19 protein-coding genes are annotated in these 19,214 nt (G+C 42.5%); all 19 read right to left on the minus strand.

The features are described 5' to 3' along the window. Positions 1–58: 58 nt before the first annotated feature. A complete protein-coding gene (locus ACN076_RS06490) occupies positions 59–3,073 on the minus strand; it encodes a pneumococcal-type histidine triad protein (RefSeq protein ID WP_420789636.1) in 3,015 nt (1,004 codons plus the stop codon). A 7-nt stretch (positions 3,074–3,080) separates the two neighbouring features. Beyond that, positions 3,081–3,998: a zinc-binding lipoprotein AdcAII gene (gene adcAII / locus ACN076_RS06495; protein ID WP_000744916.1), complete on the minus strand. Its 918-nt coding sequence runs from the start codon at positions 3,996–3,998 to the stop codon at positions 3,081–3,083. Positions 3,999–4,058: 60 nt separating this feature from the next. Continuing rightward, positions 4,059–4,733: an MFS transporter gene (locus tag ACN076_RS06500; RefSeq protein ID WP_420789637.1), complete on the minus strand. Its 675-nt coding sequence runs from the start codon at positions 4,731–4,733 to the stop codon at positions 4,059–4,061. Positions 4,734–4,781: 48 nt separating this feature from the next. Next, complete coding sequence (locus tag ACN076_RS06505; RefSeq protein ID WP_143188770.1) at positions 4,782–5,543, minus strand: hypothetical protein; 762 nt, start codon at positions 5,541–5,543, stop codon at positions 4,782–4,784. Beyond that, positions 5,530–6,735 (minus strand): chloride channel protein, encoded by a 1,206-nt coding sequence (locus ACN076_RS06510; protein WP_420789638.1) that lies wholly within the window; start codon positions 6,733–6,735, stop codon positions 5,530–5,532. Before ACN076_RS06510 ends, ACN076_RS06505 begins: the two co-directional genes overlap by 14 nt. Continuing rightward, the gene (locus ACN076_RS06515; RefSeq protein WP_031365520.1) at positions 6,735–7,088 is read right to left on the minus strand and encodes a potassium channel family protein; all 354 of its coding nucleotides are present in this window, start codon (positions 7,086–7,088) and stop codon (positions 6,735–6,737) included. The genes ACN076_RS06510 and ACN076_RS06515 overlap by 1 nt, the downstream gene beginning before the upstream one ends. Positions 7,089–7,099: 11 nt before the next feature. Next, positions 7,100–8,503, minus strand: coding sequence for a cardiolipin synthase (gene cls, locus ACN076_RS06520; RefSeq protein WP_277845304.1), 1,404 nt, complete (start codon positions 8,501–8,503; stop codon positions 7,100–7,102). A 132-nt stretch (positions 8,504–8,635) separates the two neighbouring features. After that, positions 8,636–9,154, minus strand: a complete 519-nt coding sequence (locus tag ACN076_RS06525; protein WP_031365518.1) for an HdeD family acid-resistance protein — start codon at positions 9,152–9,154, stop codon at positions 8,636–8,638. A gap of 125 nt (positions 9,155–9,279) precedes the next feature. After that, the gene (locus ACN076_RS06530; RefSeq protein ID WP_230315858.1) at positions 9,280–9,858 is read right to left on the minus strand and encodes a TetR/AcrR family transcriptional regulator; all 579 of its coding nucleotides are present in this window, start codon (positions 9,856–9,858) and stop codon (positions 9,280–9,282) included. 262 nt (positions 9,859–10,120) lie between these two features. Further along, positions 10,121–11,512, minus strand: coding sequence for an APC family permease (locus ACN076_RS06535; RefSeq protein WP_420789639.1), 1,392 nt, complete (start codon positions 11,510–11,512; stop codon positions 10,121–10,123). 215 nt (positions 11,513–11,727) lie between these two features. Continuing rightward, a complete protein-coding gene (locus ACN076_RS06540) occupies positions 11,728–12,702 on the minus strand; it encodes a DUF1002 domain-containing protein (RefSeq protein WP_420789640.1) in 975 nt (324 codons plus the stop codon). A 73-nt stretch (positions 12,703–12,775) separates the two neighbouring features. Continuing rightward, complete coding sequence (gene pmp23, locus ACN076_RS06545; protein WP_000476378.1) at positions 12,776–13,390, minus strand: cell wall hydrolase Pmp23; 615 nt, start codon at positions 13,388–13,390, stop codon at positions 12,776–12,778. Further along, complete coding sequence (locus tag ACN076_RS06550; protein WP_031227911.1) at positions 13,390–14,364, minus strand: nucleoid-associated protein; 975 nt, start codon at positions 14,362–14,364, stop codon at positions 13,390–13,392. Before ACN076_RS06550 ends, pmp23 begins: the two co-directional genes overlap by 1 nt. A gap of 7 nt (positions 14,365–14,371) precedes the next feature. Continuing rightward, complete coding sequence (glyA, locus tag ACN076_RS06555; RefSeq protein ID WP_033677253.1) at positions 14,372–15,628, minus strand: serine hydroxymethyltransferase; 1,257 nt, start codon at positions 15,626–15,628, stop codon at positions 14,372–14,374. A gap of 61 nt (positions 15,629–15,689) precedes the next feature. Then, the gene (locus ACN076_RS06560) at positions 15,690–16,121 is read right to left on the minus strand and encodes a GNAT family N-acetyltransferase (RefSeq protein WP_153192345.1); all 432 of its coding nucleotides are present in this window, start codon (positions 16,119–16,121) and stop codon (positions 15,690–15,692) included. 1 nt (position 16,122) lies between these two features. Further along, positions 16,123–16,725 carry an L-threonylcarbamoyladenylate synthase gene (locus tag ACN076_RS06565; protein ID WP_194250461.1) on the minus strand — a complete coding sequence of 201 codons (603 nt, stop codon included), beginning with the start codon at positions 16,723–16,725 and terminating at the stop codon, positions 16,123–16,125. Further along, positions 16,709–17,545: a peptide chain release factor N(5)-glutamine methyltransferase gene (gene prmC, locus ACN076_RS06570; protein ID WP_261030467.1), complete on the minus strand. Its 837-nt coding sequence runs from the start codon at positions 17,543–17,545 to the stop codon at positions 16,709–16,711. Before prmC ends, ACN076_RS06565 begins: the two co-directional genes overlap by 17 nt. Then, positions 17,545–18,624, minus strand: coding sequence for a peptide chain release factor 1 (gene prfA / locus ACN076_RS06575; protein ID WP_033680345.1), 1,080 nt, complete (start codon positions 18,622–18,624; stop codon positions 17,545–17,547). The genes prmC and prfA overlap by 1 nt, the downstream gene beginning before the upstream one ends. Next, the gene (locus ACN076_RS06580; RefSeq protein ID WP_000068154.1) at positions 18,621–19,211 is read right to left on the minus strand and encodes a thymidine kinase; all 591 of its coding nucleotides are present in this window, start codon (positions 19,209–19,211) and stop codon (positions 18,621–18,623) included. Before ACN076_RS06580 ends, prfA begins: the two co-directional genes overlap by 4 nt. Positions 19,212–19,214: the final 3 nt, after the last annotated feature.

The following is a 19,214-nucleotide window of genomic DNA, read 5'->3' on the forward strand; positions in this document are numbered from 1 at the left end:
TCGTATACACATAATAAAAATGAAAGCCTCTTTATCGAGACTTTCATTTTTCATTAGTTTATTTTTCTTTGCTTACAGATGTAAGATTACTACCTTTTAACAAAGCAAGTAGTTTCTCTGCTTCTGTCATGATACCATTATTATCCAAGGTTTGGAGACTCAGATTATTTCGTAAACCAGCTAGAGTTTCCGTTGCATTGGCTTTCAAACTAGCATCTGTTACTTTAGCAAGTAAAGCTTCTGCTTCTTTGAGCTTGGCTTCTACTTTTTCAGTCTCTACTTGAGGGACTTCTGGTTCAGCAGGTGTTTCCTCTACTGGCTCTTCATCTGCTTTGAAGTTCTTATTTGGATCTTCACTGTGGTCTTTCTTACCTAAGACATGCTCGCTGGCATTGCCCCATCCATCATTAGAATGTGGACGTTCGTCAGGATGTTCAACATAATACTTAATCGTCGCAAATAAATCTTCCAAGGTATAACCGTTTGGAGCCTTGTATGAGTGATCATCAAACCAAGCAAATTTAATGTTATGGTAATGATCCTTATGAGGAATGATTAAATTACCATTTTTTATCTCAACTGTATGCTCTACCATGTATGGAAGTCGAACGAGTGGAATTCGTTTCTCACCTTTCACACGATTGTAAATGGCCGCTGCACTATCTCCAGTTGGATTTGCTTGAGCGTCTGCATCTGGAGATGGAGGTAGGATACCTTTTTCTTTAGTATAAGATTGAGCAGCTGCTTTTTCCTTATCAGAAAGGCTATCTTTTCCAATCCAGTGACTATGACCCATATGAGGCGTTACATAGGCATCTCCTTCATCACTGATAATATCATGTTCGTCAAAAATGTAGCCATCTGAGGTTGTATACTTATCAGCTAATTGTGCAATACGGACTTCGTTTTCGGTATATTCAATTTGAGAATTTGGTTTACCAAGACGTTCTGGATGGGTAATTGGTGCTAGGAATGCCAATAAATCATCTACTAATTTTCCTTTATTAGAAGATTCATCATTCAAGCGTTCTGCTAATTTGTCTAAGGATTGGAAATCAGAAGTACGACCCTTATTTTCAGACAAGGCTTTATGAGCCTCGGCCAATAAATTATATGCTTTATCATAAAATTCTTGATCACGAGGAGCGACATTTTCTTTCTTCGCAACTAGAGTGTGTGTCTCTTGAGTTTTCTTAGACAGAAGATTTTCAATAGCATCAATCTTATCCTTGGCCAAATCTTTAGCTAGAACATAACGACTAACGCCCTTATCCTCGATAATATATCCTTCGCCAACTTTTCTAACAACCTGGTTGACATCAAGTTCAGTCAGTTTATTTTCCACTGGTGCCAGAGGTTTGGTAGTAGGGGCTGGCTTCAGAGGAGTAACACTTGGCAAGACACTGCCATTTTGTCCCTTGATAGCTATCATACGAGCCAATTTTTCTTCCAAAGGGGACATTTGTGAATAAGGAATAAAGTGATAATGGTCTCCGTGAGGCACTGCTACACCGTTAGCTGTACGTTTGATGATTTGTGCTGGATCAAAGACTAAGCCATCAGATTCTACATGTCGTTCTGATAAAGGTTTGGCATACAATTCACTTAAAAGTGTTGAAATGTCTTCCCCTTGATTTTGATGATAAGTTGGAGTGACAGTCAGGTTTGGAGTCTCTGTCAAACTTGGTTGGGCTGGTTTAGCATTATCACTACTTGGTTTACTTGAACTTGTAGTAGAATGTGAGCCCTGTTTACCATTCCAATAAGCTTGGGCTGCAGCTAATTCTCCTGCAGACAAATCACTCTTAGGAATATAGTGGAAATGATTGCCATGTGGTACAACAAAAGCATCACCTGTATCTTCAATCACATCTGTCGGACTAAATACATACCCATCATCCGTTGTATAAGCGCCTCCAGTTCCTCGATTTGGTGCCTGCGTATTGAGATTAAAGTTTGGTTTAATGGTTGAACTTGGTGTTGAACTTGGTTTATTTGTACTGCTTGGTTTCGTATTGTCATCATGACTTTGAACTGGCTGACCTCCAATTGGAAGATTTCGAGCCAATTTTTCTTCCAAGGCAGACATTTGTGAGTAAGGAATGAAATGGAAATGATCCCCGTGAGGGACTGCCACACCATTTGCAGTACGTTTTGTAATCTGTGCTGGATCAAATACCAAGCCATCAGACTCCACATGACGTTGGCTAAGTGGCAAAGCGTACAATTCTTGAAGAAGACTAGCTAAATCCTCACTTTGACTTTCAGAATCTGTTGCAGGATTTTGAGGTGTCTCAGATTGACTCATTCTCACACTAGATCTTGTTTCAGCTCTGCTTGAACGATATTCAACCGTACTTAATTGGCCACCTTTCCCAGATAAGAAGGCTTGGGCAGCAGCTAATTCACTGGCAGACAAATCACTCTTCGGAATATAGTGGAAGTGATTGCCATGAGGAACGATATAGGCATCACCCGTGTCCTCAATGATATCAGATGCATTGAAGATATAACCATCATCCGTTGTATAACGTCCTTGGGCTCTGGCAGCAACTACCGCCTGATCGTTAGAACCGCCTCCATGATTATGACTGTGTTCCTGCTTCTGACGTTTAATCTCTTCTTTTGTCCGAATATTGTCTGCATGAGCCGCATCTTTAAGGTAAACATAGTATTTCCCGTCTACCTTAATCACATAGCCACCCTTGATTTCATTAACAATATCTGCATCCTTCAACTGATAATTCGGATCTTTCATCAGCAGTTCTTCACTGATGATGGCATCATAAGGAACCTTGCCATTATAGTAATGATAATGGTCTCCATGAGAGGTCACATAACCTTGATCCGTAATCTTGATGACGATTTGTTCAGCGTTGATTCCCTCTCTCTTACTGACTTCATCTGGTGTCAAGTTCTCTGCCTTTTGACCAGCCTGATCACCGTCTATGTAAGCAACTCGATTAGAATCTTTCTTAACTTGACCAGCTTGATACCGACCAAGCTCATAGGAACAAACACTTAGGGCAAGAACTGCCACTGAACCCGCTACATATTTTTTATTGATTTTCATTCTTTTCTCACTTTAATTCTTCTGCTAGAACACTCATATTTTCTTCTAGGTTTTCTAAATAAGTCTTGTCATTTTGTGGGTCTGCCTCTAAAGGATTCAGAGTTTTAAGACCCACACCTGTTGATTTGACAAGAGTTTCAGCTACTTTTGAAGAAGCATTACTTTCTGTAAAAATTGTTTTAACCTTATATGTTTTAACAAATTCCTGAATTTCTGTAAGTTGTCGTGGACTTGGTTCTTGTTCAGGAGAGATACCTGCAATACCAAGTTGATTAAGTCCAAATCTCTTCGCTAGATAAGAAAAGGCTGTATGTTGTGTTACAAATGTTTTCTGAGTCGCTTTTTCAAATTTAGGCTGGAATTTCTTAGTTAGTTCTTGAGCTTTTTTGATAAAGGCTTGCGCATTTTTCTGGTAAGTTTCTTTATGCTCACTATCCACCTCTGAAAGTTTATCAGCGATAATCTGAGCTTCTTCGCCAGCTTTTTCAGGATCTAGCCAAGTGTGAGGGTCATAGAGCGTTTTTTCATCAACTCCATCCCCTGCTTCCACATCTTCTAGCCCTGGGACGCGGTCTAAAGTCATTCCCTCTGAAGCCTCTAAAACCTTCACTTTAGATTTTTTTAGATTGGGATCTAAACTTCCTGCCCAAGATTCTAGCGTATGAGAATGGTAAACAAAGACATCTGCATCATAGATGGCCGCGATGTCATTTGCCGAAGGTTCAAAGGAGTGAATCCCACTACTTGACTGAATCATCCGAACATCATTCAAGTCACCTGACACTTCCTTTACCATAGCGTAGATAGGATAAAAACTGGTCACAATTTTCATCCCTTTTCCTGTCTGGCTTTCCTTTTGACCACAAGCACCTAAACACAAAAGAAAGACACTTAACAATACTAAAAATAAACTTTGTTTTTTCATGGATAACCCCTTAACTATTTAATTAACTGGTAAACATTCTACTCCTAAAAATTTAATCTGTCAAGCTATTTTTAGAAAAAATTTGAAATTTCTTTCACATATAAAAATCAGGGCCGCCTTGTTTTTCAAAAGTGATCCTTGCTTGGTCGTTTTGGAGGCTTGCTCAAAGCGATGGTTGTAGGACCAGTTTGGCAACCAGATGAGGGCCGCTAGGCCAACAAAGAGGGTCAATAGGATAACAAAGGTCTGCCAGGAACTAGCTTCTACAATCGGTACAGCCACCATTGAACCGACCGTTCCCGCTAAGCCCATCATGGTGATATAGACGGTGGTATAGAGCACAACCTTAAGTGGGAAATGCACGGAGACCAGACTGGGCAGGAGGACATTGATAATGGCCACTGAAATACCGATTAGGATGGTTCCAAGAAAGAGCCCTGCTACACCTACAATCCGAAGCAGGGAGCCAGCTGTCATGACCAAGAGGGCCAGGCCCAAGAGTTTTTCCAGACCCAATCGAGCCGCCCAGCCAGGAGCCAGGGAAGAACAAAGGGCAAACATGACGAGGGGCAGAGAAGTCAAAATGCCCAAGTCACTGACTGAAACACCCAGGCCAGCCGCAATATCCGTCAAAACAGCTGGAATCGCAGTAAATGGGACCCGCATCACGGCCCCCATCATCATCACACCAATCAATAAAAAGAATGATTTTTTCTTGTTACTAGAGTTTTTCATACACCTAGTATAGCATAAGTTTTGCTAGGGAGTAAATAATTGAATGGTTCAAAGAATTTTTTTTGAAAGGAGGCTACTCCTGCTCCCCTTTTCTATCAGATGTTGCCCAATCATCAGAAGTTGAGACTTCTTTACTCGTAAGGTATAGAAGAATAGATTCTCCAAAACCATATAGATTGACAGTCCAGAAAGTAAGAAGTAAGAGGTTCCGATGACTTGTTCAATCTGAGTTAGGGTAGCAATCCCTTCTCGTAGCACTTTATAGAGGGGGGCATTTTCTTTTAAAATGGTCCAAATGGCTTTCAAAGTCGCTTCCATGTCCCCAAGGCTTTGTAAACTAAGGCTCCGCAGCTTGTCTAAAATCTGTTCAACAGTCGCTTGAAAATCATACTGTCCAAGCTCGCCAGATAGCTGGTAAATCTGCCATCCCTGGATGATCAGGACAAGCAGGACAGCCAAAATAGCCCCAGCCATCAGCCAGATTAGCCCGTAATAGGCCCAGGTCAGGCGCATCAAGGAAGGACTAAGTCCTCTTTCTCTCTTCAAAATGCCCAGCAAGTGCATATTTCCCCAAAAGTAGAGGATGAGCTGACCCAGAAAGGCAAGAATCAAGAAAACTCCCATCCAAATTAGTTTTTGGCTGATAAAGGTGCCGAATTCACCTGCCAAAAGGGCGTCCAGATAGGCCATGGAGGGAGTCAGACTGGCTTTGATGATTCCCTGGTAGATGGCCGGCTGGAGCATGAGTAGGACAAAGATAAGCAAAGCCCAAGAGCCATGGAGCAGCCGACTGAAATTAGGCTTCACCATGAACTCTTCCTGCTTTCACTTTTATACCCATCCACCGTAACATGAAGATGAGAATGAGGGCAATGGGCCAAAGTTTGACTGGGAAAAAGAGGGAGATGAAGATACCTGCCAGCCACTCCTTCTGCAGCAAGGTGACCGCCATAGAAAGGCTGACAACCAGAACGACAAAGAGGGGGTCGTAGCCTGGCAGCAATTGGGCCACTGCAAAGCCCTGCAGGATGCTGGCAAAGGTGATGGGAAAAATATCTCCGCCTGTCCAGCCTGTTTCCAGGCAGATTTCCAAAAAGAGAAGTTTGAGAAGGGACAGACCAAACAAAACTAGGACTGGTAGCTCCAGCCCCATCTCCACAACTGAGTGCATGGCATGCTGGCCAGAAAAGAGCAGGCTGGGCGCAAAAACCGCAATTCCAAAGATGGCAATTGCACCAAGCATGACTTTAGCAAAGAGAGGCAAGGAATACGCCTTCAAGACAGCTTTTATCTTTTTCATCAGCCAATAGTAGACTTTACCAAAGAGGAAGCCATAGAGCATGAGGGGCAAAATCAAAACCAATTCCGCCATCTGCCACTGGCTGTCACCCAGTTTGGTGATAAAGGAAGGTTGCTCGGTCATCCGCATCAGCAGGACAAAAATAATCAGGCCGTTGACAATGAAAAACAAGCGCTTCTTCTTATCCGTTCCCTTCTGGCTGGCTGGATAGGTCAGCAGGTATTGACTGGGATGGAAAAGCCTGACAAACTTATCTTGGAGGGGCAGGTGCTTCAGCTGCTCTCTATTAGCTTCTAGGTAACGGAGCTTATCCGCCTGCCAGATGGAGTAGGCAATGACTGCCCCCAACAAAGGGGCCTCTGGCCCAACTCCTGCTCCCATTACAAGGATGAGTAGGGCCAAGACCAGGCTACGCCAAGTATGGCGGTAATTGACGGTCTGACCTTCTTTCAGCTCCTCCATCAGCTCATGGCTGGTTCTAGGCAGACTCCCCCACTTTCGTTTGAGGGCAAAGACCAAGAAGCCACCCACCAAGAGCAAGAGACCTTTATAAAGGTTGGGAAAGGGCACAGAATGCCCCCAGCTTTCCCACAATAGATGGCTGCCAAATTTTTCAGCCATCAGAAAGAGAAAGGCAACTAGGGCAATCAGACTGCTCAAGCAGAAGCCCGAAAGCAGGATCCTAAGATTTTGTTTCTTCATCACTTTTGATCCTCCTCCTTGGGCAAGAGCTTGTTCATCTCCATATAGTAGGTCACCACAATCCCTGACAGACAGCCGAAAAAGAGGAGGCCATAGAGAGACAGGATAACACTGACAATCCTGCCGATGGCTGTTGTCACCACAATATCCCCATAGCCCGTAGTGGTCGAGGTCACGAAAGAATACCAAATACTATCTCCGAAAGTCTCAATGGCAGGCTCAGTAAACAACAAGATCAGGGCTGCCAGAAAGAGATAACAGACAAAGGACAGGATAAAATTGGAAAAATGGGTTACCTTGACAATATGCCACAAAACCTGCAAAGGTTTCTTTTTTCTAAGATTCGCTTTCATGGTATTTCCTCCTAAAAGAGCGGACTCAAGACTCTTAGAACAGCCTGACCTGTCCGTTTCAGCAGTCCTTCTCCCAGCTCCTTCAACTGCACTTCTTCACTGACCGCAAAGGTTTCGAGATAGTCTTCTTTCAAGTCCTTGAGCGCGTCAACCTCATAAAGGAAGGTACCGCATTCAAAGTGCAGGTAGAGGCTGCGGTAGTCCATGTTGATGGTCCCAACGACGCCAACCTTATCATCTGCCAGATAGCTCTTGGCATGGATAAAACCTGGCGTGTAGCGATACAAGCGAACGCCTGCTTCCAGAAGCGGACGGAAATAGGATTCGGTCAGGGTGTAGACAGCCTTCTTATCTGGAATCTTCGGCACTACGATGCGGACATCTACCCCTCTTTTGGCCGCCATGGTCAGAGCCAGTGTCATCTCATGGTCGATAATCAGATAAGGGGTAAAGATGTAAACATAGTCCTTGGCATTCCAGAGGATATCCATATAGAGGTTCTCTGAAATCAGCTCCTCATCCAAAGGCGAATCGGAGAATGGCTGGACATAACCCTTGGCCTTTACGGACTTCTTAGGCAGATAGGCCGCAACATGGGTCTGCTCCTTGCGGCAGGCATCCCAAACCGAGAGGAACATGAGGGTCAGATTGGCAACCCCATCCCCTTCCAAGCGCAGACCGGTATCCTTCCAGTGGCCTAATTTGCTGTCCACATTGATGTATTCATCCGCGATATTGATGCCCCCGTTGTAAGCCACATTTCCATCAATGACTAAGATCTTGCGATGGTCGCGATTGTTCATTCCCAGAGCTAGATAAGGGACCATCGGGTTAAAGGTTACCACCTTGACGCCATTGCTCTCCAGCTCGGCCTTGAAGCCCTTTGGCAAGACCATCAGAGAACCCAAATCATCATACATGACACGGACATCCAGGCCTTCCTGTGCCTTGTTGATCAGGATATCCTTCATCCCATCCCACATCTGCCCTTGGCCGACAATGAAGTATTCAAAGAAGATAAAGGACTGGGCCTGCTCCATATCTTTGAGCATGGAGGCATACATGTCCTCACCCAGTTTGAAATAGGACACATCCGTATTGCCATGGCGGGTATAAGTGCCCTGACTGGCAATGTAGTCCGAAATTCCTTTGACCTCGTCTGCAATTGGGACATCTTGGGAAGAATAGTTAGTTTGCTCTAAGGCTTGTTCAATGCGGGCTTCCGACTCTTGAATGGCCTTTCTCAGCTTCTTAGCTGGTTGCTTGTTGGCAGAGATTAAGTAAAGAAAGGTTCCAAACATGGGCATGAGGCCAATCAGGATGAGCCAGCCAATCTTGTAGACCGGATTATCCTTGGAGCTGACAATAGCCAACATCATCAGGACACTGACAAGCCCCAAAATAGCTGTAATCACTGTGGAATAGCTGCTTAATTGGTAGAAAAAGAGCAAGAGCCAGGCCAGTTGTACAAAGAGCAGGATGGCCCCGATGGTGACCTTGTTAAAGAGGATATTTTTCAGCTTCTCCATATTGAAACCCTTTCTAACTTATGCTTTTTTAGATTTGAAATAGAGAACGATAGCCGCAATCCCTTGGTAGATAAAGACAAAGGCCACGGTATAGGTCACAATCACGCCTGTCATGAGTGGGTGACCCATCATGATGATCCCTGCGATAATCCCCAAAATACCCGTCCAAAGAAGGGTGCTGCCCAACTTCTTGTCCACTTTTTTGACTTCAAAACTCATAATCGTCTTGGAAACACCTGTAAAGAGGGCCCAGAAAGCAAAGATGAAGGGAATGAAGGTCACTTTTTCAAAGAAGGTCCCTGAGAAGAGCCAGATAGCCAAGAGAACCGTCATCACACCGGTGAAGAGGTCCCAACCGCTTTTCTCATCAGCTGAGAAGTATTTGATGATATCAGAAATACCGTTGACCATGAAAATGAGGGCAAACAAGATGGCAAAGGACAGAAGGCTGAGGGCTGGATTGGCCATCAGATAAAAACCTGCAAGAATGGATAAAACACCCGCTACGATAGACAACCATGATAATTTTTTAGACATAATAACTCTCCTAATATTTATTGTTTTTTTATTTATTTTTGTGTTGATTTCGAGGACAGGCCTCATACTGGACTTCTAATCATGAATCACTCCTTTTCACTTTTCATCCTTTAAAATGCCATAAATCATGAGATGAAGGACCTTTTTGAGGTCATTTTCATATTGGCTGGCCAAACTGCTGGTTCCTTGAGATCCGCTGGCCCCAGATAATAACTCCGAAAGAGTTGCTGGATAAAGGTCAGATAGTATAGGGCCGCTTCTTGGCTGATATAATCTTTGAGGGTTGACTCAGACAGTAATTTTTCTGAAACCTGACGATTCAAGTCCTCAAAAACAGCCTTTTCCTGTGCCACTTCCTCAGCAATTTCTGCTGGAGCTGTCATCCAAACCTCAAAGAAGACATGGCTGTGGTGAGGAAAATCCTTGGAAAAACGATGACGACGTTCCATATAGTCTGCTAGGCTGGGAATGTCACCTGACTCCCCACGGATGATGGACACAGCCTTCTGAAAGCTCTCACGGACGCAGGCCAGATAGAGCTCCGTCTTGCCAGAAAAGTTATGGTAAAGAATCCCCTTTGAAATCTTGTGATTTTTGCAGAGTTCATTGATGCCGAAGGCCTTATAGCCCTTTTGAGAAAACTCGATTAGGGCCGCTTCAATGATGCGCTCCCGAGTTAGCTGGGTTTTCAACTCTTTTTTCATCCTACTGCTCCTAAGCTTTTTTGACATTATAGACCAGTTGGTCTACAATGTCAACCCCTATGCACTAAAAAAATCTGCTGAGTTTCAATAACTCAACAGATTCTCACTTTATATACTCAATGAAAATCAAAGAGCAAATTAGGAAGCTAGCCGCAGGCTGCTCAAAGCACTGCTTTGAGGTTGTAGATGAAACTGACGAAGTCAGTAACCATACATACGGCAAGGCGAAGCTGACGTGGTTTGAAGAGATTTTCGAAGAGTATTATTCTTCTATGGTAGAATGCTTATAACCATAAGTAAAGTAAATAAGACTTCCTATCAACAAAGCAACTAAGAAAGCAACCCAAGTTTCCATATTATACTGCAACATGAAGGACAAACAAATGATGATTGATAAAATTGGTAATAATGGTACCAGTGGTGTTTTAAATTCTCCAGCTTTGGGCATCCCCTTTTCTCTCCGTAAGCGAATCAAACCATAAGCCAACATGATCAGATAAGACAAGGTACAAATATTTAAGAAGGCTGCGATACTAGCAAGAGGGAACATTCCTGCTGCTACTGCTGAAGCTAGACCTGTCAAAATAGTCGCATTTTTGGGTACCTTGCTAGTCTTCGTCAGTTCCTTAAAGGCAGCAGGCATCAATCCGTCACGTGCTAAACTGTAAATCATACGCGATAGGGCATAGGTCATCGAAATACAAACTGTAATCAAGGTCAAGATAGCCACTAATGACACATAATTAGCTGCCCAACTAATCCCAATGCTACGAAGAGCAAAGGAAACGGCATCGTCGACATTTAGATGGCTATAGTGAACCACACCAGTCAAGACAAGCGTCACCAGGGCATAAAGAATGGTTACGATAGAAAGCGATAAGACAATCCCTCTAGGAATATTTTTTTGAGGAGTCTTGACCTCATCTACGGCCATAGAGATGGATTCAAATCCCAAAAAACCGAAGAACATCAAGGACGCACCAGCCATAATACCAGTACTAGCACCATAGATTTGTCCAAAACCATAAGGTGCAAAATTGCTCCAATTATCAAGCTTGATATGCCAAATTCCCACCAAAATAAAGAGAGCTAAAGCGGAAAATTTCAAAATCACTAGAATAGAATTAAAACGTAATGCTGCTTTAGCATTGAGTAAAACAAGTGAGGTCACCAAGACCAAGACAAGAATAGGCAATAAATCAACAAATGTCCCTGCTTGAGGATTAAAGGTGCCATTTAAAGCCTGAGGAAGGGATATCCCGTATTGAGAAAGCAAGCCTTTAAAATAAGCTGCCCAACCCGAAGCTACGCCTGATATGGCTGTCATGAACTCCATCATGGTTAACCAACCAGCCAACCAGGCAGGGAATTCTCCTAAAATAGCATAGAGATAACTGTAGGCACCACCTGTAGCGGGTACCCGCGAAGCAAATTCTGCAAAAAAGAGGGCTGATAATCCCACACACAAGGCAGAAATGACGATTGAAATCACTAGTGCTGGACCAGCAAGCGTTGCAGCTGCAGTACCTGTAATTGTAAAGACACCTGTCCCTACCATGGCTCCGATACCCAGCAAAATCAAATCCCATAACTTCAAATGCCTGTGCATCTCCGTTTTATCTAAACTAACATTCTTTGTTCTAAATATATTCATCTTTGACTCCAAAATAAAATGATGATTCTATTTTACCATAAATATAGGAGATTTGTGAATATTTATAAAACATTTTTCTAAAAAAATCTGACTACCTTTTTGTAATAGCTTATACTCAATGAAAATCAAAGAGCAAACTAGGAAACTAGCCACAGGCTGTACTTGAGTACGGCAAGGCGACGTTGACGTGGTTTGAATTTGATTTTCGAAGAGTATTAAGAACCAAAACTCTTGAAGAAGTTGACAATGGCTTGCCAGAGGGAGCTTAGGAAATTGCCGCCGTCCTCTAGCGCCTTATCAGCATCAAAGTTAAGGTTAATATTTTTAAAACTGTCGCCAGCTTGTGAAACAATACTTTTTTTAAGGTCATTTAGAGTTTTAGTGAAGTCTGTATTGCTAAGAATATCACTTTTTGAGAGATTTAAAGCAAAATTGATGATGACATTGATCTGGTTTCCTGTTATAACCTGATCAAGTTTGTAATTTTTTAAGGTATCTTCAACGATTTTGCGGACATCTTCCTCTGTCAGATTTCCCTTGCTTTCTTTAGCTTTGGCGAGTCCTGACTTGATATCGGCTAGGGCAACGTTTAATTTATTAGCATCATAGCCTGACTTGTCCTTGTTTTCAGCATTAATATCTGATAAAGCCTTCAGCTCTTCTTGAGCCAAATCTTTGTTGGCTTGTGGCACCTTGGCTCCATTAGCTTCTAGCGAATAGTAAATCCCTGCTAAGGCACTCTCACCTGTAACTGGAATGGGCGCCGCAACAGTGATTTTGGCATGTTCCACCCCCAAGGTTACTGCTGCGTTTCGGTACATATCCTGAGTTACCTTGGTGATGTTTTCTGGTGTTTCAATCTTGACCTCAAGTGGCGATTTGTCACCTAGCTTTTGAATCTTGGCTGATGAATACAGTTGTAAGCTAGAGTCATTTGCCACATTCATGATTTTAGAATAGACATCAGGTGTCATGGTCTTGAGTTCTTTGGTGTCTGTTGAGGCATTGTAGCCTAGTTTTTTAAGGGTTTGATTTTTTTGATCTTCAGACAATGATGAACCTAGGACATATTCAGGTTGGACGTAGGTTTCATCGATAACTTTTTGAACATCTGTTGCTGCATGGACGCTATTCATAGCTGTTACTGCCCACAAGACCGCAGCACTAGTCAGAAAGAGTTTCTTTCTCATAGGGAATTTCCTCCTTTACCTTTCTAGAGTAATATATCTATCTTAAAGAAAACTTATAACAAAAACACCTGGACTAGCCAGATGTCGAAAAGAGAGTGAAACATTTGATGATGTAAAGGTTGAGTTGCACCTGTCTAGAATAATAATAGTTTCCTCCATTTACATAGAGTTCAGCACCGTGAAAAATGGAAATGGGGTGAATATAACTATAAGTCTTTCCAGTGGTATTGCCAAGCAAGGGAGCAACCGTCTCACGAGAGTATTGTTTGGCCAGTGCTAGGGTGTTTTCCTTGCCATTTTGGGCGATAAAATCGATATAGGCAGGTCCAAAATTATAGGCTTGAACAGCCGTCCAAACATCTACACCCTTCTTCTGGGCCAGATAGAGATTGTCTGTCAGAGTTTGAACGCCTTGCCGAATGCTAGAGGCATTATCATTGATGGTGTTGGTTGAACCACTTGCAGACTCACTAGACTGCATGACATCGCCTTCTTTTCCTTTTGTTTCGGTATAAATCATAGCGAGCACAAGCTCTTCGTTTGCTGGGGTGTCTTTTTCACTCAAGATTTCTCGCACCATGGGTTGATAGGTCATGACTTGCTTGACATCTTGGTGAACGCGGTAAGCTTTATATCCAGCAAAAAGGAAGACTGCTAGTACAAGCACTCTTCGAATTCGTTTAAACATTATTTGCTTTGAATATCCTCGATATTTTTGATTAAGATAGAGTAAGTTCCATTGTCGTTTTGGATAAACTCAACAGACTCGGCGTCTTGATAGACGTTATTGGGAACAATGAGCTCAATTCCATTTGACAAGGAAAGTTTTTGGTTTTCAAATTTTTTAAGCTGACGACTGGCATCAATTTCATCAAATTGAACTGGTTCTGGTACGGCTTCTTTGACTTGGTCAATAAAGCTCAAACGAGCTGTCAGATTGTTGTCAAAAAGGTCGTTAGCCAATTTTTCAGGTGACAATTCATTACTTTCTTCTAGATTATTGAAAATCGCTGATTTGACCTTGGATTGAAATTGAAAATCATCTGTGTTAAAAGTCTCAGCAATTCTCTGGGCCGTTTTTTCCAGTTCCTTGATAGATTTCTTAGGAGAAATCTTAGGAGCGACAGCAAGAAGATTATCTGAAAAATAGTTCAAGAAAGTTCCATTGTACTTGATTCGTTTTTCAATCAGATGGTACTTGCGGCTCTGAAGATTGACCACCAAGGCTTCGTCGGCACCCGTTCCAAATCCAGGCAGGTTATTCTGAGTCAGCTTGATTGGATTATCAACTTCTCCACCGAGGTGAGTCAAGGTCTCCCGCAGAGCAATTCGCAAGAAAGCGAAATGTTCTACACCTTCTTTAGAAAATTGCACAAAAATCAAGTCATTGGTCTTGAGGTTTTCAGAAATACTGAACTCTTCTTTCCAGAGATTAGCCAATGTTACTGATGTCTCCAACAAATCGTCTGTGATATGATTGAAGAAGGGATTTTCTTCCTCGAAAATCCCAGTCTTGGCTTCATCTGAATACACACGTTCAATTTTTCTACGCAGGTATTCTTCGATTTTTGGAGTAATATTGAGAAGCTTATCCGCTAGGAACAGCTCGGTATCATCCGGACTGAACTGGTGAATAATGGCTTTCTTAATATAAATATCCATAAAAGTTTTAGTCCTCGTATAATGGGAAGGCATCTGTCAATTCTTTGACTGCACTTCTCACTTCTTCTAAGACAGCTTCATTTTCTGCATTTTTAAGGGTTTTAATGATGAGCTCAGCCACTTTGCGACTTTCTTCTTCACCAAATCCACGTGCAGTAATAGCTGCTGCTCCGATACGAATCCCACTAGTCTTGAATGGTGACAAGGTTTCGTAAGGGATTGAGTTTTTATTTAAGGTAATATTGACTTCATCCAGCAAGTTTTGAGCAACTTTTCCGTTTTCTACAACCTTAGTCACATCCACTAGGAAGAGGTGGTTTTCAGTCCCGCCAGAAATGATACGGAAATCAGGGTCTTGCAAGAAGACATCTGCCATAGCCTTACTGTTTTTGATAACATTAGCAGCGTATTCCTTGAAGGCTGGATCCAAAACTTCTTTGAAGGAAACAGCTTTAGCTGCCACAACGTGCTCCAAAGGACCACCCTGAATACCAGGGAAAATAGCTGAATTGATTTTCTTAGCTAAATCTTCATCATTGGTCAAAATCAAACCACCACGAGGGCCACGAAGGGTTTTGTGGGTTGTGGTTGTCGTGATATGAGCGTATGGTACTGGGCTTGGATGTAGACCAGCAGCAACCAAACCAGCGATATGAGCCATATCTACCATAAGTTTAGCCCCAACAGCGTCCGCAATTTCACGGAATTTTGAAAAGTCGATAATTTGAGAATAGGCTGAAGCACCTGCTACGATCAATTTTGGTTTTACTTCTTGGGCTTGTTTCAAGATAGCATCAAAATCTAAGAGTTCCGTTTCAGGATCAACACTGTAAGAAACAAAGTTGTAGGTTTGACCTGAGAAGCTAACTGGAGCTCCGTGGGTCAAGTGTCCACCTGCTGCCAAATCCATCCCCATAACGGTATCACCCGGCTCAATCAAGGCCATGTAAGCCGCACAGTTGGCTTGGCTTCCTGAGTGTGGTTGGACATTGGCAAATTTAGCACCAAAAATTTCTTTTGCACGTTCAATAGCTAGACTTTCTACCACATCTACTACATCTGTTCCACCATAATAACGGCGACCTGGGTAGCCTTCGGCGTATTTATTCGTCAAGATAGACCCTTGAGCTGCCATAACAGCCTTGGAAACTACGTTTTCCGAAGCAATCAACTCAATGTTGTTTTGTTGTCGTTCTTCTTCTTTGGCAATAGCATTCCAGAGATCAGCATCGTATGCTTTAAAATCATCTTTGTCAAAAATCATAGGTCTTCTCCTTTATTGTGTGACTAGTCCATTAGTTTAATTTTCTTATTAGAAAATCAAACTAAAAGATGCGAATAAACCGTTTCTGCATTTTATCACAAGTATAACCAACTTTTTCATAAAATGCATGAGCACCCAGACGATGATCAGCAGAGTTTAAGCGGATAAACCCATAACCACGTCTTTTTGCTTCTTCTTCCAACCCTTGTAATAAGCTTTTACCAATACCTTGACCTTGCGCTTGAGGTGAAACTGCTAAAGCTAAAATATTAAATCCTGCCTTAGAATAAAGTGATTCATAGACCTCAGCGTGGACATATCCAAGCAAGGCATGACTAGCTTCATCCTCATAAGCAAGTAGGAAATGATGGGAATCCTGAGATAATCTAGCTAGTTGACTAGCTGTGTCCTCTGGACTAAAAGAATAGCCCAAAGCTTCTTGGTTAATGTCACAAATAGCTTTCACATCAGTTTCTCTTAAATTTCTGAGCATCTCATTCCTCCTCAAAAGAAACCTCTGGTAACCGAGCAAGAATATCTTCTCGCTTAATGGCCCCTTGGCGTAAGATTTTCACCTTGTCTCCAGACAAGTCCACGATAGTTGAATCCTGTCCAGTTAAAAAAGCATCGTCTTCCAGACCCAGAACCTCTTGGTCAAAATCCTTCAGAATTTGTTCAAAGGTTACTCCACTTGCCTGACCTGAAATATTGGCAGACGGTCCAATCAAGGGACCCGTCTCTCGAATCAAATCCAGCGTGATAGGATGACTGGGCATCCGAAATCCCACAGTTTCAAGACCAGAATTGACCCAATAGGGAACTCGGTCATTGGCTTCGAGAATAATGGTCAAGGGACCCGGTAAAAAGGTCTCGACAAGCTTTTGTAGATAAGTTGGCTGATTCTTTGAAAAGTGCAAGATATCCTCTAAAGAGGCAACATTGAGATTAAGTGCCTTATCTCTGGGACGACGTTTAATCTGGTATACATGATTAACTGCTTTTTCGTCTAGAGCCTTGGCAAAAAGACCGTAAACTGTCTCTGTAGGTAGAACGACAGCTCCACCATTTTCCAACTCTTGTCTAATCCTGTCCATCATCAACCACGACCATCCTATCTTGACCAAATTGGTCCTTGAGTGTTCTTACACGTTTTTCAGGAAGATGCTTCCTAAAAAGTTCAGGAACACTTTGACCTTGCTTGTATCCAATTTCAAGGTAAATCTTACCACCATATTTGAGATAGTCTTTTACATCTTCCGCAATTCTACGGTAAATAGCTAGGCCATCCTCGTCTGCAAAGAGAGCTAGATGAGGCTCCGAATGCAAAACATTCAAGCCGACCTCTGACTCATCTTCACGAGAGATATAGGGTGGATTGGAAACAATTATATCATATTTTTCAGAAATTTCTGTAAAACAGTCAGATTTTTTTAAAAATATTTGAAGATTTTGATTTTTAGCATTTTCATTAGCTACATCTAAAGCATCTTGGGAAATATCTGCTGCTGTCACTGACCAATCTGGTCTGTTTTTTGCTAAGGCGAGAGCAATAGCTCCACTACCTGTTCCAATATCCAGAACTGAAAGATTCGTCTCAGGATTTTCAGCCAGGATAAGCTCCACCAACTCCTCTGTTTCTGGACGAGGAATCAATACTCGCTCATCAACTGTTAACTGCATTCCATAAAAATCTGCCTGTCCAATGATATACTGTGCCGGTTTATGAGCTGCTAACTGTTGGAAAATTCCTTTTATAAATACTTCTTCCCCTTCCGTCACTTCCTGCTGGAGGGCAAAAACGAAATCTGTAAAAGATAGATTTTTCAAGCTACGATAGACAAAAGAGAGGCTTTCAGCTTCCTCTCCTTGTCTTATCAACTCTTCTTCAAAATCTGAAAATAATTGAGCTAATTTCATTATTTGTTTAATTCTTCTAATTTTTGCGTTTGGTCATAGAGCACCAAGGCATCCACAACTTCGTCCAATTTACCAGACAAAATGGTATCTAGTTTTTGGAGGGTTAAACCGATACGGTGGTCTGTGACACGGTTTTGTGGGAAGTTATAAGTACGAATCCGTTCTGAACGGTCACCAGTACCGATTGTTGACTTACGCTCAGCGTCTTGTTCGTCTTGTGCAATTTGTGCGAAGTGGTCAGCAACACGTGCACGGATAATCTTCATAGCCTTCTCACGGTTTTTCTGCTGAGTACGTTCTTCCTGCATCTCAACCTTGATATTGGTTGGCAAGTGAACGATACGAACGGCAGTCGCAACCTTGTTGACGTTCTGTCCACCAGCACCAGAGGCGTGATAGATGTCGACACGAAGGTCTTTTGGATCAATATCGTATTCAACTTCTTCCACTTCAGGCATAACAAGAACTGTCGCTGTCGAAGTATGAACACGGCCTTGGCTTTCTGTCACAGGGACACGTTGCACACGGTGGGCACCAGATTCATACTTGAGTTTAGAGTATACAGACTGACCTGAAACCATGGCAACGACTTCTTTGAAACCACCGACACCGTTCATAGAAGCTTCCATGACTTCAAATCGCCAGCCTTGGGCTTCTGCATACTTTTGGTACATAGTTAGAAGGTCTCCGGCGAAAAGTGCCGCTTCGTCACCACCAGCCGCTCCACGAATTTCAAGGATGATGTTCTTGTCATCGTTTGGATCCTTTGGAAGGAGCAAAATTTTGAGTTTTTCTTCGTATTCTTCTTTTTCAGCCTTGGCATCTTTCAATTCTTGCTTAGCCATTTCTTCCAAATCCGCATCTTCGCCTGATTCCTTAATCATCTCTTCGGCATCAACGATGTTTTGAAGGACTTGTTTGTATTCTCGATAAGCCGTCACTGTATCACGGCTTGAAGCCTCTTCTTTTGAGAGATCCATGAAACGCTTGGTGTCCGAAACCACATCTGGGTCACTGAGCAACTCTCCTAATTCTTCATAACGGTCTTCTACAGCTTGTAGTTGATCATAGATGTTCATTTTTCTTCATTCTCCTTATTGATTTCAGGGGCAAAATAATGTTTACGGCAAACTGAGATATAGGTTTCGTTACCACCAATCTGGATCTGTTCTCCATCGTAAACGGGCAGTCCATCCTGTGTTCGCAAAACCATAGTCGCCTTTTTCTTACAATACTGACAGATGGTCTTGATTTCGTCAATCTTGTCTGCTAACAGCAAGAGATACTTGGAACCTTCGAACAGTTCATTTCGAAAATCATTTTTCAAACCAAAAGCCATGACAGGTATGTCTAACTCATCAACAACACGAGCTAGGTCATAAACATGATGACGTTTGAGAAACTGGGCTTCATCGACCAAAACACAGTATGGTTTCTCAGGTAAATCTCGGATAAATCCAAAAATATCTGTTGACTCCTCAATTGCAATGGCAGAGCGTTTCATGCCAATACGACTCGACACATAGCCAACACCGTCACGAGTATCCAGAGCTGAGGTCATAATCACAACACCTTTTCCTTGCTCCTCATAGTTATAGGCCACTTTGAGAATCTCAATCGTCTTACCAGAGTTCATGGTCCCATAACGATAATACAACTGTGCCATGTT

Origin of the sequence: Streptococcus sp. K0074 (assembly GCF_048843365.1) — a bacterium.
Taxonomy (GTDB): Bacteria; Bacillota; Bacilli; order Lactobacillales; family Streptococcaceae; genus Streptococcus; species Streptococcus mitis_BM.